The sequence below is a fragment of the Streptomyces sp. R41 genome, from assembly GCF_041053055.1.
In the GTDB taxonomy this organism is placed as follows: domain Bacteria; phylum Actinomycetota; class Actinomycetes; order Streptomycetales; family Streptomycetaceae; genus Streptomyces.
The window spans coordinates 4937678-4958052 of record NZ_CP163443.1 but is presented as its reverse complement, the minus strand read 5'-3'; the positions used below and the strand labels follow the sequence as shown (position 1 = coordinate 4958052).

Sequence of the window (20375 nt, the reverse complement as noted above, 5' to 3'; positions counted from 1 at the left end):
CACATCCATGGAAAGCGATGGAAGGCGGACGGGCATGAGCACGGGCATGGGTGCGGGGATGGGCAACGGGCATACGGGCATCACCAGACGGCGCCTGCTCGGCAGCGCCACAGCCGTGGCGGCCGTCGCCGTGACCGGCGGAACGACGACGGCCGTCGCATCACCCGCACAAGCCGCATCATCTCCATCACCCGCACAAGCCGCACAACAGGGACAAGTCCCCGCCCTCTGGCGCGAGTTCACCCGCACCCCCTTCACCCACCCGCAGATCCCGTACATCGGCAGGTCCGGCCGCGGCGGCGGGGCGGCGCGCTTCCCCCGCCGCCCCGTCGTGGCCGACGTACGCGACTACGGAGCCGTGGCGGACGACGGAACGACGGACTGCGCGCCCGCGATCAACCGTGCCATCGCTGCTGCCGGAAGGGCCGGCGGTGGCACGGTTCTCATCCCGCCCGGCACCTTCCGCATCGACGACCTGATCCGCATCGGGCACTCGAACGTCGTCCTGCGCGGCGCCGGCAGCGACCGTACGAAGCTGTACGCGACCAAGAACCTCACCGAGCTGATCGGTGTCTACGGATCCCGTTACGGCGGCGACAAGTCGTCCTGGTCCTGGGCGGGCGGGCTCGTCTGGCTCTGCCCGGCGGACCGTTTCGCGACGCTGACGACCGCCATCAAGGCGAAGGCGTGGCCCTTCGAGGGCTGGACCGGCAACAAGCGCGACGAGTGGGAGACGCTGACGACGGTCGCGCCCGCGCGCCAGGGCTCCTGGACGGTGACGGTCGCGGACGCCGAGAAACTGCGACCCGGCGCGCTCGTCCTCCTCCGCCTCGCCGACGACGCCGACCACACGCTCCTGGAACACATGGCGGGCGGCGGCCCGGGCCCCGAGGCGTACTACTGGGACGACAAGACGAAACTGACCTCGTACGTCCCCTACGAGTGGCCCGTGCGCATCGCGCACGTCCGAGGCCGCAAGGTCACCCTCGAACGCCCCCTCCCGCTCGATGTACGCCCCGAATGGGACCCGCGCCTGACCACCCACGTACGGGAGTTGACCGGCTCGGGTGTCGAGGGCGTCACCCTGGAGGCGGTCGAGACACCCCAGTCCCCGCACCTCCTCGACAAGGGCTACAACGGGGTCGTGTTCCAGTGCGCGTACGACTGCTGGGCCGACGACATCGTCGTACGCCATGTGGACAACGGATTCGGGCTCGTCGCCGCCTCCGCCTGCACCCTGCGCCGTACGCGCGTGGCGGGCCGCGGCTCGCACCACCCGTACTTCTGCCGCGAGGGTTCGCACGACAACCTCATCGAGGACTTCACGATCGAGCAGCGCACGGTGCCGGCCCCCGCCGGAACCCAACTCCACGGCATCAACGTCGAGGGCCTGTCCTCCTACAACGTCTGGTCGCGCGGCGACATGCGGATGGGCACGTTCGACTCCCACCGGGGCATGCCCTTCGCCAACGTCCGCACGGACATCACCGTCGACAACAACGGCCGGCACGGCGGAGACGCCAGCGCCGGTCCGCTGTTCGGCGCCCGGTTCACGCACTGGAACATCCGGGTGACCAACGGCCGCGCGGGCCTGATGAAGATCGACGGCCTCGCGCCCTACTCCGCCACCGTCGGCGTCAACGAAGTCACCGAGTTCGACCAGATCGACGTACCCGACTTCACCGGAGACCTGCACTCCCGACTGGAGCTGTACGGGACCACGGACGTCGTACGCCCGCGCAATCTGTACGACGCTCAGCGCGAGCTGGAGCGATAGCGACCGGGGGAGACCCCCACCAACCGCCTGAAGTGGCGCGTCAGATGGGGCTGGTCGTAGAAGCCGGTCGCCGTCGCCACCTCGGCCGGTCTCCCGCCCTCCAGGAGGAGCCGGCGGGCGCGGTCGACGCGGCGGGACATCAGGTACTGGTGCGGGGCGATGCCGTACGCGCCGCTGAACGCCCGCACCAGGTGGGCGGGGTGGGCGTGCACGAGCGCGGCCGCCTCGTCGAGGGCGATGCCCTGGACGAGGCGTTCGTCGAGGAGTTCGCGCAGGCGGAGGGCGATCGGCCGGTCGGGTCGCGGCTCGTCGACGAGCCGTGGCCGCAGCTGCCCGCGCAGCCGCTCGGCGATCAGCGTCAGCCTGCTCTCGGCCTCCAGCTCGTCCCCGGGGTGCGCGAGCGCCGTGTGCAACTGCCCGACGCGGCGCCGCAGTACGGGATCCACCAGATCGGGCCCGTCCACCGCGGGCCCGATGAGGCTCTCGTCGAGCCGGCTCAGGTCGAGATACAGGACCCGCTTGCGAAAGCCGTGCTCGGTGACCGGCGAACCGTTGTGCGGCACGTGCGGCGGCAGCAGCGACACCGTGTCGTGCGGGGTGCCGTGCTCATGCCGGTCGAGGTCGTACCGTACGGCGCCGTCGTCGACGATCAGCAGCGTCCACGCCTCGTGTACGTGCATGGGGTACGCGTACTCGGTGTAGTGGGCGTGGAAGACCTCCACGACACCCGGAACGCGCGGGCGCCACGCGGTGATCTCCCGCTGAGGGGCCTGATGGACCTGAGGGGCCATGCAAAGAACGTACAAGACGATGTCGTACGGCGTTCGGGAGTCTCGACGCATGAACACCTCGTCGACCCCTGAACCCATCCGCTTCGACACCAAGATCGCCGTCCTGCTGCGGGACGACCTGGAGCCCTGGCAACGGCTCAATGTGACCGCTTTTCTCGTGAGCGGCCTGGGGACGACGGTTCCCGAGGTGATCGGCGAGGCGTACGAGGACGCCGACGGCACCCCGTATCTTCCGATGTTCCGCCAGCCGGTGCTGATCTTCGAGGGCTCGAAGGAGACCTTGACCGCCGCGCACGGCCGCGCACTGTCCCGGGCGCTGCCGCGCGCGGTCTTCACGTCCGACCTGTTCGCCACGGGCAACGACCGTGACAACCGGGCGGCCGTACGGGCCGTGCCGACCGGGGAGCTGGATCTGGTGGGGCTTGCGGTGTACGGGCCGCGAAACGCGGTGGACAAGGTGCTGAAGGGGGCGCGGATGCATCCCTAGGCGGATGCATCGCTAGGGGGTGGCGGTGCCGACCTCGGCCTTCGCGGAGGCGGAGGCCGGGGTAGTGGCGGAGACGGTGGTGGAAGTCGGCGCGGCGGCAGGCGCCGGCTCCTCCGCCGGAAGCCGCCGCATCAGCATCCCGTAGCCGAGCCCCGCCGCAGTGCCCACCACCGCGCACAGCCCCCACAGCCACTCGGCCCCGAACCGGTCGATGACCAGGCCGGACATCAGAGGTGCGACGAGTGCGGCGAGCGACCAGGACAGCGTGTACATGCCCTGGTAGCGGCCGCGGCCGTGCACGGGGGAGAGGCGGACGACCAGGCCCGTCTGGGTGGGCGCGTTGACGATCTCGGCCAGTGTCCACACGCAGACGGTGAGGGCGAAGACGCCGACCGAGCCGGCGAAGGCGGTGAGCCCGAAGCCGTATCCGGCGAGCAGCGACGAAATGACCAGCAGCCGTCTCGGGTCCCGGTGCTCGATGAATCGGGTGACCGGGATCTGGAGCGCGACGATGAGGACGCCGTTGACGGCGATCGCCATGCCGTAGTCGGCCGGGGTGAAGCCCGCCTCGCCCATCGCGACCGGGAGTCCGACCGACCCCTGCTGGAAGACGAGGGCGACGAGGAAGGACAGCCCGACGACGCTCATGAAGCGGCCGTCGCGCAGGACGGTGCCGAGGCCGACGGCGGGTTCGGAGGCGGCCTTGGCCGTGAGGGCCGGCTTGGACTCGGGCAGCTTCGCGAAGACGACGAACGCGCAGACGAGGGTCATGCCGGCCTCGATGAGGAACCCGGCGAGGTAGCTGAACTCGGCGATGAAGCCGGCCGCCATGGAGGAGACGGCGAAGCCGAGGTTGATGGCCCAGTAGTTGAGGGAGAAGGCGCGGACGCGGTCCTCGGGCCGGACGATGTCGGCCATCATCGCCTGCACGGCCGGCCGCGAGGCGTTCGAGGCCATACCCACCAGGAAGGCGACCGCGGCGATCGCCACCGGGTCGTGCATGAAGCCGAGCAGGGCGACCGAGGCGGCCGTCGACAGCTGCGCGATGAGCAGGGTGGGCCGCCGCCCGAGCCGGTCGGTCATCACACCGGCGCCGAGCGAGGAGACGACACCGCCGAGGCCGTGCAAGGACGCCACGAGACCCGCGTACGAGGCGGAGTACCCGCGGTCGAGCGTGAGGTACAAAGCCATGAAAGTAGCGACAAAAGCACCAAGTCGGTTGACCAGGGTGCTGGTCCACAGCCACCAGAACTCGCGGGGGAGCCCCGAGACGGTCTCTCGAGCGGCGCGTCTCATGACGGCGAATGGCATGGCTGGTCCCCCACGGATGTCTTGCGGTCTTACAGATGTAAGCGGCTCGGGCGGTGAGCACAACTTACGAGCCGGAGATGTCGGGGAGCCACTCAATTAACAGAAGCCGTCAACTGACCGCCCTCCAGGGAGGCGAGTGTCCGGCTTCCGGGCAGGCGCGCGAGGGGACGAAGGCTTCCATTACGCTCGGACGTATGGCCGACGCACCGTACAAGCTGATCCTCCTCCGCCACGGCGAGAGCGAATGGAACGCGAAGAACCTGTTCACCGGTTGGGTGGACGTCAATCTCAACGAGAAGGGCGAGAAGGAGGCAGTCCGCGGCGGTGAGCTGCTCAAAGACGCCGGCCTGCTGCCCGACGTGGTCCACACCTCGCTCCAGAAGCGCGCGATCCGCACCGCGCAGCTCGCCCTCGAGGCCGCCGACCGCCACTGGATCCCGGTCCACCGCAGCTGGCGTCTGAACGAGCGGCACTACGGTGCCCTCCAGGGCAAGGACAAGGCGCAGACCCTCGCCGAGTTCGGCGAGGAGCAGTTCATGCTGTGGCGCCGCTCGTACGACACCCCGCCGCCGCCGCTCGAGGACGGCACGGAGTTCTCCCAGTCGGGCGACCCGCGCTACGCGTCCATCCCGCCGGAGCTCCGCCCCCGCACGGAGTGCCTCAAGGACGTCGTCGTCCGCATGCTCCCGTACTGGTACGACGGCATCGTCCCCGACCTCCTCGCCGGCCGCACGGTCCTGGTCGCGGCCCACGGCAACTCGCTGCGGGCCCTGGTCAAGCACCTCGACGGCATCTCCGACGCCGACATCGCGGGCCTGAACATCCCCACCGGCATCCCCCTCTCCTACGAACTGGACGCCGACTTCAAGCCCCTCAACCCCGGCGGCACCTACCTCGACCCGGAGGCCGCGGCGGCCGCCATCGAGGCGGTCAAGAACCAGGGCAAGAAGAAGTAGAGAACGCGATCATGCCTCCCATCTGCGCGATTGGCGCGGATGGGAGGCATTTTCACGGCCTGGGACCGTTCTGGGCCCTCAGCCCCCGAATCCTGGGGTCGGAGCGCGTGTCCGAGAGCTTCCCGGGCACGGTCCCGACCGCTCGGCATGAGGTGCGCGTACACCTTCAGCGTCAACCCCGGGTCGGAGTGTCCGAGGTATTCGGCAAGTGCCTTGATCCTCTCGCCGGGGGGACCGGCAGTGCCCCTTCGCCGTCGGCCGGGCGCTGAGCCGAGGAGATTGCGGCACGCACCCCGTCACAAGACTGATGCCGTCGCCGACGGCGCGACTGGACCGATCTTCTCGCCGAGATGTTTTCGGCGTCTCACCGGACAGGTCGTTCGGGGATCCTCGGAAGAACCTTCTCGGCGACGTCGAGGAGAACGCTGTCGTCCGGGAGAGCTCCGGAAGCGCTCCACACGGTGATGTCGCAGTAGCCGCCTCGGTCGTTACGGTCCAGGGCCACGGTCAGCGTCCTGGCCAGGGGGCCTTCTTCGACCGGTCCGCCGGATCCGCCACTCCCGAGATTGATCTCGAGCTTCATGGTGTGATCCGAGGCGAGGACCGCGGGCCGACCGAGAACCGTAAGCGTCTTGATGTCCTTCTCATCCCCGAACTTCATCAGCTTCACGTACTGGTCGGTCGACAGCTCGTTGTAAGTGGCCGAGACATTCACGGTGTACGTGTCGAACGCGACCTCGGCCTCCGGTTGGGCGACCTTCCCATCAGTCAGAGGAGCGGTGTTGTTGGTGCTGGAAACAGTGGTCGCGGTCTCTCCAGGCGTTCCAAGGAGCTTGGCCAGGTCTGACCGGTTGAGCGCCTTGCACAGCTCTTCACCGGTCACAGGCCGGGGCGTGTCCTTGTAGGCCTTCGGAAGCTCCTCGTGCGCCCCGCCCGAACACGAGGCGGGCTGCGGGGTGTTGTCGTCGGACGGCATGAAGCGTGGGGCCACCCACAGCGCGGCCGCGAGTGCCCCGAACACGGCCACGGCCGCGACGGCCTGGCCCCATGCGTTGTGCTCCTTCTCCGAGGTGTCCGGGCCGGGACGCGGCCCGGCTCCGGCCTGGGGCTGGGGCTGGGCCTGGGCCTGGGGCTGGGCGGCAGCATCGACTGCCGCCCCGTCTGCGGAGGCTGCCGGACTCGGGTTCCGGCGTGCGCGCAGGGCCCGGATCACCACGTAGACGCGTATTGCGGTGAACACGAGGAACACCACGCCGAGACCGGCCGCGACCCGATCGTGATCGCGGACGGCGAGATACATGATGCGTACGCCGAGAACCGACCCGACCGCGATGAGCAGGGGCTCGCGGACCCAGAACGGCAGGAGACGGAGGAGGAAACCGAGCATCCGGCGATCTCATCAGGACAAGATCACATTCGCCATGATGGAAGCCACAGTTCCGGGCACGTGCAGGGCCAGCCGAAGCAAGAGGCCGTGGGTGATTGGGTGGCGGTCGCGAAAAGCGTGCGCCGTCCGGCGAGGCGGGCGCGGATCCCGAGCGCGACGGCGAGGTGGGTCTTGCCGGTGCCCGGTGGGCCGAGCAGGATCACGTTCTCGCGGGCGTGGAGGAAGTCGGGCTGTCCGAGGTGCTCGACGGATCCATCCACATGACCTGCCAGCCGTGGCCGTCGAGGTCGAAGAAGCTGCGTGAGCACATGAAGCCGTGGTCCTCGGGGCCATCCGCCTCGGAGCCGCCCGCGGCGAGCGCAGCCTCAGCGACCGTGTCAACCTCATCGCGGGCTGACACGCTGAAGCAGTAGAGCGCCAGCGTGTGCGTGGTGGGATCGGCCATCGGCAGCTTCGCGAACCGCGCGAACGTCTCGTGGCTGAGCAGCATGACTGAGGCTTGCTCACCGACCAGCATGCAGGCGGCGGTCTCGTCGGTGAACATCGGGTTGTAGCTGAACCCGAGCCGCGCGAAGAACGCCTTGCTGCGCTCGATGTCCGCCACGGGGATGTTCACGAACAGCATGCGGCCGGCGTGTGCGGGAGTGGTCATGGTGGGTCTCCAGTCCGAGGTTCGATGGTGTACGCCGGGGTAGACAGGCCCAGCCCGCGGAACTCATCGGTGGATTTCGGAACCCGCATCGATCCGCTATCAGAGCCGCTGACGTGAGCGGCCCAACGACTCACGGCGACGGTGCTCGCCGGGCCCGGCCGCTGGAGGCCACGACGGGCCCCGAGCCGGAACTTCTGTGGGACCTCCGACAACGACCAACGACGACCACCAACAACCGTCCAACCGCAGGTCAGTTGGGGTGCGCACCCCGCTGACCAGAGCCACAAAACGGGCCCGCCAGACCCAGGGCAAGAAGAAGTGAGCCCACACGATCAAGCCCCCTACCCGCGGTTCTCCGCTGGTGGGGGGCTCGATGCTGTAGCGCATTGTGTGCGTATTCAGGTGACATCAACTCCTTCCAGGCCACAATGCCCCCATGACTGATCATCAGGGCCGCACTCCCGACCGTCCGCTGCTGCGCCGCCCCCAGGACGGTGAACTCATAGACGTCGCCGGTGTCGCGCACTTCTTCCGGCTCACCGGCGAGCACACGGGCGGGCACTTCGCCTTCGAGGAGTTCAGCCTCGCCTCCGGCACCATTGGTGCCAGGCCGCACGTGCACGACGGACACGACGAGTACTTCTACGTACTCGAGGGCGAGTTGACGCTCCACACCGGAGACGGCGAGGTGACGGCCGGCCCCGGACATCTGCTCGCCGCCACCCGCGGCACCCCGCACGGCTTCCGCAATGCGGGCCCGGTCCCCGCACGCGCCCTGTGCCTCTACACCCCCGCCGGCTACGAAAACTACTTCCGCGATGTCCACGCCGCCGTGAGCGCCGGGGCCGAGGCGACCGACGAGCTGCTGGCCGAATTCCGCAGCCGTCACCAGACCAGGTCCCACCAGGTTCCCTCGAACAGGCCCTAGCTGTGCTGACCGGAGAGGTTGGTGACGCGACTGGCTCCGGTGCTCAGGGACGCGGCCGGCTCGGGTGCTCAAGGACGCGGCCGGCTCCGTTGCCCGGGGCAAAGAAGGAGCCCCGCACCCGTGGCCTTCCCGCGGGCGCGGGGCTCTCGTGTTCTGGGCCGCTCGGCGGGCGGCCGTACCCCCGCTGCGCCGGCAGCCGTCAGATGGACAGGGGCACCGGATGGACCTCGTCCGCCGGGTGGCCGGTGCGTTCGTGGATGCGTTGGACCGCTTCGGCCGAGGGGGCCTCGGAGAGGCAGTACACCGTGCCGGACTCCGGGTCCGCCCAGGCCCGCTCGAAGTGCACGCCCTCTTCCTTCTCGATGGCGAGGTCGGCCTTGTGCGCCTGCTTCAGCTGGTCGGCCGTGATGCCCGCCATTCCGTGGTGGACGTCCATGAACTGCGTCATGGCCTCTCCACCTCCTTCCGCGTCGCCTCACTCGCCTGTTCCGTCTCCCTCCATGCTGCGCTCGTGCGGCGGCGGGGGCGAACTTGGGTGGTCGGCACGCAGAAGGGCCCCGCCGTGATCACGACGGGGCCCTTCTGCGTGCGCGTAAGCGATCAGCCGCACTGGCAAGGATTGCCGGACTGGCAGCCGCACCCGCAGCCGGAGCCGCAGCCGCAGGCGCCGAACAAGGGGAGGTCTTTGATGTCGGCGGGCTGCTCGGTGTCGCGGTCCTGCGTCGGGTCGGGCGTGCTGGGGGATTCGGCCATGGGTCCCTCCTTCAGGCACGAAGGTGTGCGAGGCACACTGCACCGCACAGCTCCTGTCGCCCATTTGATGCCCACTGGGGCAGACGCAGCAACGGCGCACACTCGGCGCACTGAGGCTTCCGCGCGCCCCCCGGAGTGGGAGTCAGGCCCCCTCCACCCCCGTCACCGGCTGGATGTCCGGCTGCAGCTCGTCCGCGTGCTCGCCCGTCACCAGGAACACGACCCGCTTGGCGACCGCCACCGCGTGGTCGGCGAAGCGCTCGTAGTAGCGGCCGAGCAGGGTGACGTCGACGGCCGTCTCGATGCCGTGCTTCCAGCGGTCGTCCAGCAGGTGCTGGAAGAGCGTGCGGTGCAGCAGGTCCATCTCGTCGTCGTCCTGCTCCAGCTGGAGGGCGAGGTCGACGTCCTTGGTGATGACGACCTCGGCCGCCTTGGCCATCAGGCGCTGGGCGAGCTGGCCCATCTCCAGGATCGTGGCGTGCAGGTCGTGCGGGACCGCGCGCTCGGGGAAGCGCAGCCGGGCCAGCTTCGCGACGTGCTGGGCCAGGTCGCCGGAGCGCTCCAGATCGGCGGACATACGGAGCGAGGTGACGACGATACGGAGGTCCGTCGCCACCGGCTGCTGGCGCGCCAGCAGGGCTATCGCCCGGGCCTCCAGTTCGTGCTGAAGATCATCGACCTTCTGGTCGGCCGCGATGACGCTCTCGGCCAGCTTCAGGTCGCCGTCGAGGATGGCCGTCGTGGCGCGTCCGATCGCCGACCCGACAAGCCGGGCCATCTCGACCAGGCCCTCGCCGATCGAGTCCAGTTCCTCGTGGTACGCGTCCCGCATCAGGTTGTCCCTCTCTTACGTCAGCTTCGGGGGTCCGGGGGCCGGGTCCCGCCATGACCATTGGACATGGACCATTGGACATGACCACCGGACATGAGCTCCGGACAGGCCCGTGAACCCCACGCTCCCACGTTCCGGCCCGTACGCGTCCGTTTCCGTCATCCCAAATGAACCACCCCTAGCTCCTAGGTGAACTCTGGGCGACGAGTGTTCGAGGTCGCACTCGGATGGCTGTGGCCAGCGGTGACGACATGCCTAACCTGGATGCATGGACGTGAACGCGGCGGTCGCCGCAGCGGCAGCGATCGCCGGAGTGCTCACCGGTGTCATCGCCATGCTGGCGTTCCGCTGGAGCGAGCGCGACCAGAAACGCCCGACCCGCACTTCGCTGCATACGGACCCGGTGCTTCCGCCGGGTGTCGACACCGTGCTGTCCGTGCTCAGGTCCTCGGCAGTCGTGCTCGACGAGGCGGACGCCGTGGTCAAGGCCAGCTCGGCCGCGTACGCCCTCGGGCTGGTGCGCGGCGGCAAGCTGGCCGTCGAGCCGATGCTTCAGATGGCGCGTGACACCCGTCGAGACGGGGAGATACGTCAGGTGGAGCTGGATCTGCCGAGGAGGGGAACGGGGAGGGGAGAAGCCCTCGCCGTCTCCGCACGAGTGGCGCCGCTCGGCTCCCGCCTCGTGCTGCTCCTCGTGGAGGACCTGACCGAAGCACGGCGCATCGAGGCCGTACGACGCGACTTCGTCGCGAACGTCAGCCATGAGCTCAAGACACCCGTCGGCGCGCTCTCCCTGCTCTCCGAGGCCGTCATGGACGCCTCGGACGACCCGGAGGCGGTCGAGCGCTTCGCCGGACGTATGCAGATAGAGGCCACCCGCCTCACCAATCTCGTACAGGAGCTCATCGACCTCTCCCGGGTCCAGAACGACGACCCCCTCGAGGACGCCGAGCCCGTACGGGTCGACGAACTCGTCGCCGAGGCGATCGACCGCTGCCGCCACCAGGCCGGCACCAAACAGATCACCATGGCCGCCGGGGGTACCGCCGACCTGAGCATCTGGGGGAACCGGGGCCAGCTGGCCGCCGCCCTCGGAAACCTCGTCGAGAACGCCGTCAACTACTCGCCGGCCCGCACCCGCGTGGGCATAGCCGCGCGCCGGGTGACCGCGCCCGGTGGAGAACTCATCGAGATCGCCGTGACCGACCAGGGCATCGGCATCTCGGACAAGGACAAGGAGCGCATCTTCGAGCGCTTCTACCGCGTCGACCCGGCCCGTTCCCGCCAGACTGGCGGTACGGGTCTCGGTCTCGCGATCGTCAAGCACGTGGCCGCCTCGCACGGCGGGGAGGTCACGGTGTGGAGCTCCGAGGGTCAGGGCTCCACCTTCACCCTGCGGCTGCCGGAGGCGGGTGCGGCCCGCGACCGCGTGACCGACCACGACATGCCCGGCCTCGACGAAGAGGACGAGACCGAGCAGCCCGACGGGACGACCACCGTCACATCCCCGTATGAACCGCTTCCTGCCCCGGAGGTCCTTCCGTGACCCGTGTGCTCGTCGTCGAGGACGAGGAGTCCTTCTCCGACGCCCTGTCGTACATGCTCCGCAAGGAGGGCTTCGAGGTCGCCATCGCGACCACCGGGCCCGACGGACTCGACGAGTTCGAGCGCAACGGCGCCGACCTCGTCCTCCTCGACCTGATGCTGCCGGGGCTGCCCGGCACGGAGGTCTGCCGCCAGCTGCGCGGCCGCTCCAACGTCCCGGTGATCATGGTCACCGCCAAGGACAGCGAGATCGACAAGGTCGTCGGGCTGGAAATAGGAGCCGACGACTACGTCACCAAGCCCTTCTCCTCCCGCGAGCTGGTCGCCCGTATCCGGGCCGTCCTGCGTCGCCGCGGGGAGCCGGAGGAGGTCACTCCGGCCGCTCTGGAGGCCGGGCCCGTCCGCATGGACGTCGACCGCCACGTGGTCACCGTCTCCGGCTCCAAGGTCGACCTCCCCCTCAAGGAGTTCGACCTGCTGGAGATGCTGCTGCGCAACGCGGGCCGTGTCCTCACCCGTATGCAGCTCATCGACCGGGTCTGGGGCGCCGACTACGTCGGCGACACCAAGACCCTCGACGTCCACGTCAAGCGCCTGCGCGCCAAGATCGAGCCGGACCCGGGTGCGCCGCGGTACCTGGTGACGGTGCGGGGCCTCGGCTACAAGTTCGAGCCGTAAACCGGCTGAGCGGGACGGCAGCCGAAGCACGACGAAGGGCGGTACCCCCTGGAGGGGTCCCGCCCTTCGTGCGTGGTACGAGGATGATCTCGGCGTACGCCGCTCAGTGGCCGGAGGCCGACTCCGAGGCGCTCGCCGTGGCCGTGGCCGTCGCGCTCGACGAAGCCGCGTCCGTGGGCGTGCCCGACACGGACTCGGACGGGGAGCCCGAGACCGACTCGGACGGCTTGGTGCTCGCGGACGCGGACGCCCCCGGCAGCGCCGGGATGTTGCTCGGGCCCCACTTGGAGAAGTAGCTCTCGGCCGGGACGATGAAGGCGCCCAGCTTCACGTCGCCGGTCTTGCTGAACGTGAAGGCGACCTGGCTCACGCTGCCGTCCTGGACGGCCTCGTGACCGTTGGGCAGTACGGCGGAGGCGTTGTTCTTGCCGCCGATCACGACGGAGCCGCCGGCCGGGACGACGAGCTTGCCGGTGCCCTTGGCGGGCTTGATCTGGGCGGCCTTGCCGGTGCTCGTGACGGTGATCGAGTCCACGGTCTGGTCGGTGGACCCGTTGTTGAAGAGGGTCGCCGAGACCACGGCCGGGCCGGTCGAGTGCAGGTCGGGCTGGGTGATGATCAGGGCGTTCTGGACCTTGATGTCGCCGACGGTGGTCGCCGCGTTGTCCGGCTTGACCTCCAGCGTCTGTGCGTTGCTGCCGGCGCTGCACGCGGCGAGCGAGGCGATCGAGAACGCGATGGCGGCGGCGGCGAGAGCGCCGCGTCGAAGGCTGCTGCTCACGGCGGCGGCAACTCCTTGAACGTGGGCGAAGCAGGGCGACTTCGTTGTAAAGCCGCCCTAAGGGTCTGTCAGCGGCCTTAGGTTACCGAGCCGTTCCCACGCCGCCGCACCCGACCCGCCTCTACGCGCCGACGGGCATCGTTGCGCCGTGAGTGCGCCCCGTCCGGCGCACACTTCACGGCCGCTTCATCGACTACTTTGGCGACGTACCGGTCCGCCATTCACATAAGTTCCTCCGACATCGGCTTGCGGATTTTCCCGTTAGGAGTCGTAAGGGCTCGCAAGGAATGCGGGGCGGTCCAGAAAATCGATCACCGGGAGATCACTCGAAGAACGCCGGCGGATCATCGGTCGATCATCGGCTGTCTTGATCAATTCCGGATTCGTCTCGTACTCGACTCCGCTCACCGAACGGAGTAGCGGAAGTCGCGCTCTTGGAGCCGGACAAACCGGTACGTTCGGACCCTGGTCAGCGGCTTCCGTTGTCTGTAACGTGCGCGTTTCACTTCGCCTGGACAGCCGCTCCGACCTGCGAATACCGTCCTCCGCTCACCCCTCGCAGCACGTTCCTGTTGCGGTTGTCAAGCCCCGAGATATGCCCTGACCTGCGAAAACGCCATTCAGAAGACGCCGTATCCGTGTTACCCTGGATAGCCACGGAAGGGGTACCTGTCACATGACGTTCAAGGTTGGCGACACCGTGGTCTATCCCCATCACGGGGCCGCGCTGATCGAGGCCATCGAAACTCGCCAGATCAAAGGCGTGGACAAGACCTACTTGGTGCTGAAGGTCGCCCAGGGCGACCTGACGGTGCGTGTGCCAGCGGACAATGCGGAGTTCGTCGGCGTGCGTGATGTGGTCGGTCAGGACGGGCTGGACCGGGTCTTCGAGGTGCTGCGCGCGCCGTACGCCGAGGAGCCCACAAACTGGTCGCGTCGTTACAAGGCAAATCTGGAGAAGCTCGCCTCCGGCGATGTCATCAAGGTCGCGGAAGTCGTGCGTGACCTGTGGCGTCGTGAGCGTGAGCGTGGACTCTCCGCCGGTGAGAAGCGCATGCTCGCCAAGGCCCGCCAGATCCTGGTGAGCGAGCTCGCCCTCGCGGAGAACACGAACGAGGACAAGGCCGAGGCCCTGCTCGACGAGGTTCTCGCGTCCTGACGCAGGCAGTCGCCGAGGCGGTCGTCGTCCCGGCGTACACAGTCGCCGAGACGGCAGTCGTCTTGACGTACGCACAAGCCCGCGCAGCTGCGCAATGAAATGCCGCGGTGCCCGATGACGCAATTGCTGTCGCCGGGCGCTGCGGCATGTTCGTACCCACTTCGTGCTCGCGCCCACTCGGAATACCGGATGTTCACTCGGTATACGTATACCGAGTGAATCCAATACCCGGCGTACCGGGCCCGGGCAGCCGGCTCGACCAGATGTCACGGAAGGGTCCCCGGTCAAGGCGTCGCGCCCGGCACTCCCCCAGCTCTCCGAGCAGGGGGTACCCCCAGGCCATACCCACCCCGGCCGAGCACACAAACCTGACAGGAACCGATGTCTGACGATTCGCGCCCTTCGCTTTCGGGATCGCGTACCGCGGCCGTGATTCCGGCCGCCGGCCGGGGCGTACGCCTCGGCCCCGGCGCCCCCAAGGCGCTCCGCGCGCTGAACGGCACCCCGATGCTCATTCACGCGGTCCGCGCGATGGCCGCGTCCCGCGCCGTCTCGCTGGTCGTCGTCGTGGCACCGCCCGACGGTGCGGCCGAGGTGAAGACGCTGCTCGACGCGCACGCGCTGCCCGAGCGCACCGACTTCCTGGTCGTGCCCGGCGGTGACAGCCGCCAGGAGTCCGTGAAGTACGGGCTCGACGCGCTGCCGCCGGGCATCGACATCGTCCTCGTGCACGACGCGGCCCGGCCGCTCGTGCCCGTCGACACCGTGGACGCCGTCATCGAGGCCGTACGGGACGGGGCTCCCGCCGTCGTACCGGCGCTTCCCCTCGCCGACACCGTCAAGGAGGTCGAGCCCGCGGCCGTCGCCGGTGCGCCGGAGCCCGTGGTGGCCACGCCGGAGCGGGCGCGGCTGCGCGCCGTGCAGACGCCGCAGGGGTTCGACCGCGAGACGCTCGTACGCGCCCACGAGACCGTCACCGACAACGTGACCGACGACGCGAGCATGGTCGAGCAGCTCGGGCAGCGGGTGGTCGTGGTGCCCGGGCACGAGGAGGCGTTCAAGGTGACGCGGCCGCTGGATCTCGTACTCGCGGAGGCGGTTCTCGCGCGGCGGAGGCTGAACGATGGGTTCTGAGCGGCCTGATGTGCCTGTACTGCCGCAGGTCGGCATCGGTACCGACATTCACGCCTTCGAGGACGGGCGGGAGCTGTGGTGCGCCGGGCTGCTGTGGGAGGGGGAAGGGCCCGGGCTCGCGGGGCACTCCGACGCGGATGTCGTCGCGCATGCCGCGTGCAACGCGCTGTTCTCGGCCGCCGGGCTCGGTGACCTCGGTGCGCACTTCGGGACCGGGCGGCCCGAGTGGTCCGGGGCCTCGGGCGTCACGCTGCTGACGGAGGCCGCGCGGATCGTGCGGGCGGCGGGATTCGTCATCGGCAATGTCGCCGTGCAGGTCGTCGGGCCGCGTCCGAAGATCGGCAAGCGGCGGGACGAGGCGCAGAAGATTCTGTCGGACGCGGTGGGGGCGCCGGTGTCGGTCTCCGGCGCCACGACGGACGGTCTCGGTTTCCCGGGGCGGGACGAGGGGCTGATGGCGGTGGCCACGGCGCTGGTGGCACGGGCGGGCTGAGCGCGAGGGCTGCTCGCCCTCCCCGCCCCTATTCGTCCCAAATCTGAGGGCTGCTCGCAGAGCCCCGCTTCCGCCTGAACGGCCTCGTCCTCAAACGCCGGACGGGCTGGAGACAGCCCCTCCGGCGTCAGCAGCGGCACCCGTATGTCACGAATACGTGCCCCTTGAGGCGGAGGGTCGCGGGGCACTGCCCAGGGCCCACTACCCTGGAGTGGTGACTATTCGCCTGTACGACACCAGCGCCCGGCAGATTCGTGACTTCACCCCGCTCGTGCCGGGTTGTGTCTCGATCTACCTGTGTGGCGCCACCGTGCAGGCCGCACCGCACATCGGGCACATCCGCTCGGGCCTCAACTTCGACATCATGCGCCGCTGGTTCGAGTACCGCGGCTATGACGTGACGTTCATCAGGAACGTCACGGACATCGACGACAAGATCATCACCAAGTCGGCCGACCAGGGCCGCCCCTGGTGGTCCATCGGCTACGAGAACGAGCGGGCGTTCAACGACGGTTACGACGCGCTCGGATGCCTCCCGCCGACCTACGAGCCGCGCGCCACCGGGCACATCACCGAGATGATCGAGATGATGCGCGGTCTCATCGAGCGCGGCCACGCGTACGAGGCCGAGGGGAACGTCTACTTCGACGTGCGCTCGTACGAGGGGTATTTGCAGCTCTCCAACCAGGAGCTGGACAACCTGCTCCAGCCGTCGGGTGAGGGCGAGACCGGCAAGCGGGACCCGCGCGACTTCGCCATGTGGAAGGCCGCGAAGCCGGGTGAGCCGAGCTGGGAGACGCCGTGGGGGCGGGGCCGTCCCGGCTGGCACCTGGAGTGCTCCGCCATGGCGCACAAGTACCTGGGCTCCGCCTTCGACATCCACGGCGGCGGGATCGATCTCATCTTCCCGCACCACGAGAACGAGATCGCGCAGGCCAAGGGCTTCGGTGACGAGTTCGCCAAGTACTGGGTGCACAACGCCTGGGTCACCATGAGCGGCGAGAAGATGTCCAAGTCCCTGGGCAACTCCGTGCTCGTGAGCGAGATGGTCAAGACGTGGCGGCCGATCGTGCTGCGGTACTACCTCGGCACCCCGCACTATCGCTCGATGATCGAGTACAGCGAAGAGGCCCTGCGTGAGGCCGAGTCGGCGTTCGCGCGGATCGAGGGCTTCGTGCAGCGGGTGGTGGAGAAGGCCGGGGGAGCCGTCGAGCCCGCGGCCGAGGTGCCGCCCGCCTTCGCCGAGGCCATGGACGACGACCTCGGCGTGCCGCAGGCGCTCGCCGTGGTGCACACGACCGTGCGGCAGGGGAACTCCGCCCTCGCCGCCGACGACAAGGAAGCCGCCGTCGCCCGCCTCGCCGAGGTACGGGCCATGCTCGGCGTCCTCGGGCTCGACCCGCTCGACCCGCACTGGGCCGGCGGGGGCGACCGGGGCGAGGATCTGCACGGCGTCGTCGACACCCTCGTACGCCTTGTGCTCCAGCAGCGTGAGGCGGCGCGCAGCCGTAAGGACTGGGCGACCGCCGACGCCATCCGGGACCAGCTCAACCAGTCGGGCCTGGTCATCGAGGACGGCCCGCAGGGGCCGCGCTGGACGCTCGGCCCGCGCTGAGCGCCCCTCGTCGGCCTTGATCGATTGTGCCGCCCGGGCCTCCGGGCGGCACACTTCATATACGTACGTATTTCCAGAGCATGCAAAGCAACGGCATGCCTCACACAGACAGGTAGGTCATGGCCGCTAACAACCGCCGCATGTCCGGCAAGAAGGGCGCGCAGGTCGGCAGTGGCGGCCAGCGGCGCCGGGGCCTGGAAGGCAAGGGCCCCACCCCGCCCGCCGAGATGCGCAAGGGGCACAAGAAGAACCGCATCGCCAGCGCCAAGGCCAAGCAGACCGCGCGCCGTCCCGCGCCGCGCGGGCGTGGCGGCAAGGGCACGTCCGAGATGGTCGTCGGGCGCAACCCCGTCGTGGAGGCGCTGCGCGAGGGCGTGCCCGCGACGATGCTGTACGTGCAGCAGTTCATCGACAACGACGAGCGGGTGCGGGAAGCCCTACAGCTCGCCGCGGAGCGCGGCGGCATCCACCTCATGGAGGCGCCGCGTCCCGAGCTCGACCGCATGACCAACGGGCTCAACCACCAGGGTCTCGTCCTCCAGGTCCCGCCGTACGAGTACGCGCACCCCGAGGACCTCGTGAACGCCGCGTTCGACGAGGGCCAGGACCCGCTGATCGTCGCCCTCGACGGCGTGACCGACCCGCGCAACCTCGGTGCCGTCGTCCGGTCCGTCTCCGCCTTCGGCGGGCATGGTGTCCTCGTGCCCGAGCGGCGCGCGGCCGGCATGACCGCCGGCGCCTGGAAGACGTCGGCCGGCACCGCGGCCCGTACGCCGGTCGCCCGCGCCACCAATCTGACGCGCGCCCTGGAGGCGTACAAGAAGTCCGGGATCGCCGTGGTCGGCCTCGCCGCCGACGGTGAGGTGGAGGTCGGCCAGCTGGAGGCCCTGGAGGGTCCGGTCGTCATCGTCGTCGGGAGCGAGGGCAAGGGGCTGTCGCGGCTCGTCGGTGAGACCTGTGACTTCCGGGTGCGGATTCCCATGCCGGGTGGCGCGGAGTCGCTGAATGCCGGTGTCGCTGCGGGAGTTGTGCTGTACGAGGCTTCGCGGCGCCGAGCCTGAAGTGCCTGAACAGCCGCGCCGGGGATGCCTGGCGCGGCTGAACAGATGTGCGCCCAGTAACCCACCATGGGGTAATCCGGATGTTCGGGATGACCTTGACGCGGTCCGGACAGATCGGGGCGGTCAAAGCAGTGTCCTAAACGCACGTCACTCGGTTAGATGAGTGTGGACACCAGAACACCCCGCACACCCACGGGGGACCGCTCGTCGGGATTCGACGACGCTCCCGCGCTGAGCATGGTGAAGGTGCCGAGCGATCCGGCGCAGGTCATCGTCAATCATGCGAGCTTCCGCGTGCAGCTCAATACCGCTCCGCGGACCCAATCCCTGCGCATCGCACGGTACTTGAGCTCCACCGACGACACCGCGCGGATCCCCGTCGTCCGTGCGTCGGGCAGAGCGGGCGCGGCCGGACCGGTCGCCGGAGCCCGCCGCCGCGCCCCCGTCGTGTGGAGCGGGAAGTCTGCGCCGGACGACACCGGCGCCCACCGGTTGCTGCAGGCCGTGAGTCGCACCAGCCAGCGGCACGGCTCGGCCGACCCGGTGGGCGACGCCGGCGCGACCCAGGTCATCCCGCGCATCGAGGAACACCGTGACTACGGCGGTGATCTGACGGTCGGGACGCCCCTCGTCGGCGGCCAGCGCACGCATCCCCAAGCTCTCGACTCCGCTCGAGCAGGGGGGACCCCCCTCTCCGGCGAGACCCGCCTGTTGCCGCACATGCGCACGGTGGGCAGCGCGTACGACGAACCGGCCTACACGGACGCGTACGACGAACCGGCCTACGCGGACGGGGAGTTCGCGGACGAGGCCTTCGAGGAGGACGAGTACGGGGACGGCGAGGCGCCGGGCAAGCGCCATGGCGCGGAACCTGTCCGGCACGCCTACTACCCCGGTCGCCGGATGAACCTCGGCGTCGTGCTGCTCCCGCTGCGCGTCTTCCTCGGGTTCATCTCCATCTACGCCGGTATGGGCAAGCTCTGCGACCCCGTCTACTTCGACGGCGGCAAGCGCGGCTCCATGGTGAAGTGGCTGAACACCCTGCATCCCTGGGAAGTAGCCGAGCCGCTGCGGCAGTTCGCGCTCCAGCACCCCGTCGGCGCCGGGCTCGTCATCGCCTTCTTCCAGGTCATCGTGGGCGTCCTCACGGTGCTCGGCCTGTGGCAGCGGGTCGCCGCCGTCGTCGGCGCGATGCTGTCGGCCGCGCTCATCGTCACCGTCAGCTGGAAGACCGTTCCCGCGTACGACGCGCCCGACATCATCTACCTCGCCGCCTGGTCCCCGTTGATCATCGCGGGCGCCCCCGTCTACTCCGTCGACGGACGCCTGGCGAGCGAGGCCTGGCGCAGGCTCGGGCCGCGCGCCGACATCTGGGAGCTGCGGCACCGAGTGCTGCGCCGCGGCGCGCTCGTCTCGGCCATCGTCGTGGGCCTCACGCTGCTCATCGGCTCGCTCCTCGGCGGCGCCGTCCGCGACGCCGACCGCGTGGTCGTCCCCGGCCCCGGCGAGGCCCCGCGCAACGAACTGCCCGGCTCCCAGCTCCCCGAGACGCCCGGCGAGCGCCACCACAAGGCCGGTCCGTCGGCCTCCGAGGCACCCACCCAGGGCAGCTCCTCGTCCCCGTCGGGCGCGGCCACCACGCCGGGCGCGGTCCGTGAGACCGGCACGGTCAGCAGCGGGCCCAGCCAGACGGCCGGCAGCGGCCAGGCCCCGCCCCAGCAGTCCGCACCGGGGAACCAGGCCCCGACCACCAGCGCGGGCCCGACGTCCACCGGTGGCACGTCGAGCGGCGGCTCGACGGGCGGCTCCGGCGGCTCGGGCAGCGGCGGCTCCTCCGGGCAGCCGGGGCTGGTGGGTGGCCTGTTGGGGTAGGTGGGCCGGTGGGTGGCATCCTGAAGAAGCCCACCGGCTGATACGACGACGAAGACGACGAAGGGGTCCCGCACGGTCGACGTGCGGGACCCCTTCGACGTACCGGAACGGTGGTCTTCGACGTAGCGGAAGGGCATCCGGCACACCAGCCGCTTTCGACGTA

General features: G+C 69.5%; 20 protein-coding genes and 2 pseudogenes. 12 read left to right on the top strand and 10 right to left on the bottom strand.

Features of this window, described 5'->3' with window-relative positions; translation table 11 throughout:
- Positions 1-58 precede the first annotated feature (58 nt).
- Positions 59-1777, top strand: a complete 1719-nt coding sequence (locus AB5J53_RS22700; protein WP_369252398.1) for a glycosyl hydrolase family 28-related protein — start codon at positions 59-61, stop codon at positions 1775-1777.
- Here the strand turns inward: AB5J53_RS22700 and AB5J53_RS22695 are convergent.
- Complete coding sequence (locus tag AB5J53_RS22695) at positions 1756-2568, bottom strand: AraC family transcriptional regulator (protein ID WP_369247502.1); 813 nt, start codon at positions 2566-2568, stop codon at positions 1756-1758. The two genes, AB5J53_RS22700 and AB5J53_RS22695, sit on opposite strands and share 22 nt — an antisense overlap.
- A 49-nt stretch (positions 2569-2617) precedes the next feature.
- On the opposite strand from AB5J53_RS22695, the gene AB5J53_RS22690 reads away from it, so the two are divergent.
- Positions 2618-3055 carry a DUF2000 family protein gene (locus AB5J53_RS22690; protein WP_369247501.1) on the top strand — a complete coding sequence of 146 codons (438 nt, stop codon included), beginning with the start codon at positions 2618-2620 and terminating at the stop codon, positions 3053-3055.
- A 12-nt stretch (positions 3056-3067) separates the two neighbouring features.
- Here the strand turns inward: AB5J53_RS22690 and AB5J53_RS22685 are convergent, their stop codons facing one another.
- Positions 3068-4366 carry an MDR family MFS transporter gene (locus AB5J53_RS22685; RefSeq protein ID WP_369247500.1) on the bottom strand — a complete coding sequence of 433 codons (1299 nt, stop codon included), beginning with the start codon at positions 4364-4366 and terminating at the stop codon, positions 3068-3070.
- Positions 4367-4560: 194 nt separating this feature from the next.
- On the opposite strand from AB5J53_RS22685, the gene AB5J53_RS22680 reads away from it, so the two are divergent.
- On the top strand, positions 4561-5322 hold the full coding sequence (locus AB5J53_RS22680) for a phosphoglyceromutase (RefSeq protein ID WP_369247499.1): 762 nt from the start codon (positions 4561-4563) through the stop codon (positions 5320-5322).
- Here AB5J53_RS22680 and AB5J53_RS22675 read toward each other — a convergent pair.
- From AB5J53_RS22675 to AB5J53_RS22660, 4 genes and pseudogenes are all read right to left on the bottom strand, one after another.
- Positions 5256-5549 (bottom strand): annotated as a pseudogene (locus AB5J53_RS22675) (hypothetical protein); the annotation flags it as partial. The gene AB5J53_RS22680 and the pseudogene AB5J53_RS22675 overlap by 67 nt on opposite strands.
- A gap of 137 nt (positions 5550-5686) precedes the next feature.
- Positions 5687-6709 carry a DUF6215 domain-containing protein gene (locus tag AB5J53_RS22670; RefSeq protein ID WP_369247498.1) on the bottom strand — a complete coding sequence of 341 codons (1023 nt, stop codon included), beginning with the start codon at positions 6707-6709 and terminating at the stop codon, positions 5687-5689.
- 137 nt (positions 6710-6846) lie between these two features.
- Positions 6847-6933: pseudogene (locus tag AB5J53_RS22665) on the bottom strand (ATP-binding protein); the annotation flags it as partial.
- The gene (locus AB5J53_RS22660) at positions 6909-7334 is read right to left on the bottom strand and encodes a VOC family protein (protein WP_369247497.1); all 426 of its coding nucleotides are present in this window, start codon (positions 7332-7334) and stop codon (positions 6909-6911) included. The pseudogene AB5J53_RS22665 and the gene AB5J53_RS22660, both read right to left, overlap by 25 nt.
- Positions 7335-7797: 463 nt before the next feature.
- Here AB5J53_RS22660 and AB5J53_RS22655 point away from each other — a divergent pair, with 463 nt between their 5' ends.
- Positions 7798-8289, top strand: a complete 492-nt coding sequence (locus AB5J53_RS22655) for a cupin domain-containing protein (RefSeq protein ID WP_369247496.1) — start codon at positions 7798-7800, stop codon at positions 8287-8289.
- Between the two features lie 199 nt (positions 8290-8488).
- Here the strand turns inward: AB5J53_RS22655 and AB5J53_RS22650 are convergent, their stop codons facing one another.
- The 3 genes from AB5J53_RS22650 to phoU form a co-directional block, all read right to left on the bottom strand.
- Positions 8489-8737 carry an SCO4226 family nickel-binding protein gene (locus AB5J53_RS22650; protein WP_369247495.1) on the bottom strand — a complete coding sequence of 83 codons (249 nt, stop codon included), beginning with the start codon at positions 8735-8737 and terminating at the stop codon, positions 8489-8491.
- A gap of 152 nt (positions 8738-8889) precedes the next feature.
- Complete coding sequence (locus tag AB5J53_RS22645; protein ID WP_369247494.1) at positions 8890-9042, bottom strand: hypothetical protein; 153 nt, start codon at positions 9040-9042, stop codon at positions 8890-8892.
- 142 nt (positions 9043-9184) lie between these two features.
- Complete coding sequence (gene phoU / locus AB5J53_RS22640; protein WP_369247493.1) at positions 9185-9874, bottom strand: phosphate signaling complex protein PhoU; 690 nt, start codon at positions 9872-9874, stop codon at positions 9185-9187.
- A 268-nt stretch (positions 9875-10142) separates the two neighbouring features.
- Between phoU and AB5J53_RS22635 the strand changes: the two genes are divergently transcribed.
- Complete coding sequence (locus AB5J53_RS22635) at positions 10143-11420, top strand: sensor histidine kinase (protein WP_369247492.1); 1278 nt, start codon at positions 10143-10145, stop codon at positions 11418-11420.
- Positions 11417-12097, top strand: coding sequence for a response regulator transcription factor (locus tag AB5J53_RS22630; protein ID WP_009340348.1), 681 nt, complete (start codon positions 11417-11419; stop codon positions 12095-12097). The genes AB5J53_RS22635 and AB5J53_RS22630 overlap by 4 nt, the downstream gene beginning before the upstream one ends.
- A 103-nt stretch (positions 12098-12200) precedes the next feature.
- Here AB5J53_RS22630 and AB5J53_RS22625 read toward each other — a convergent pair whose 3' ends face one another.
- The gene (locus AB5J53_RS22625; RefSeq protein WP_369247491.1) at positions 12201-12878 is read right to left on the bottom strand and encodes a DUF461 domain-containing protein; all 678 of its coding nucleotides are present in this window, start codon (positions 12876-12878) and stop codon (positions 12201-12203) included.
- A gap of 676 nt (positions 12879-13554) precedes the next feature.
- On the opposite strand from AB5J53_RS22625, the gene AB5J53_RS22620 reads away from it, so the two are divergent.
- The 6 genes from AB5J53_RS22620 to AB5J53_RS22595 all read left to right on the top strand — a co-directional run bounded on the left by AB5J53_RS22620 (position 13555) and on the right by AB5J53_RS22595 (position 20212).
- Positions 13555-14037 (top strand): CarD family transcriptional regulator, encoded by a 483-nt coding sequence (locus tag AB5J53_RS22620; RefSeq protein WP_003953493.1) that lies wholly within the window; start codon positions 13555-13557, stop codon positions 14035-14037.
- A 381-nt stretch (positions 14038-14418) separates the two neighbouring features.
- Positions 14419-15171: a 2-C-methyl-D-erythritol 4-phosphate cytidylyltransferase gene (gene ispD / locus AB5J53_RS22615; RefSeq protein ID WP_369247490.1), complete on the top strand. Its 753-nt coding sequence runs from the start codon at positions 14419-14421 to the stop codon at positions 15169-15171.
- Positions 15161-15664 (top strand): 2-C-methyl-D-erythritol 2,4-cyclodiphosphate synthase, encoded by a 504-nt coding sequence (ispF, locus tag AB5J53_RS22610; RefSeq protein ID WP_369247489.1) that lies wholly within the window; start codon positions 15161-15163, stop codon positions 15662-15664. Before ispD ends, ispF begins: the two co-directional genes overlap by 11 nt.
- A 214-nt stretch (positions 15665-15878) precedes the next feature.
- Positions 15879-17279 carry a cysteine--tRNA ligase gene (gene cysS, locus AB5J53_RS22605; RefSeq protein ID WP_369247488.1) on the top strand — a complete coding sequence of 467 codons (1401 nt, stop codon included), beginning with the start codon at positions 15879-15881 and terminating at the stop codon, positions 17277-17279.
- Between the two features lie 119 nt (positions 17280-17398).
- Entirely contained in the window at positions 17399-18340 is a 942-nt protein-coding gene (gene rlmB / locus AB5J53_RS22600) for a 23S rRNA (guanosine(2251)-2'-O)-methyltransferase RlmB (RefSeq protein WP_369247487.1), read from the top strand.
- Between the two features lie 159 nt (positions 18341-18499).
- Entirely contained in the window at positions 18500-20212 is a 1713-nt protein-coding gene (locus tag AB5J53_RS22595) for a DoxX family protein (protein WP_369247486.1), read from the top strand.
- Positions 20213-20375: the final 163 nt, after the last annotated feature.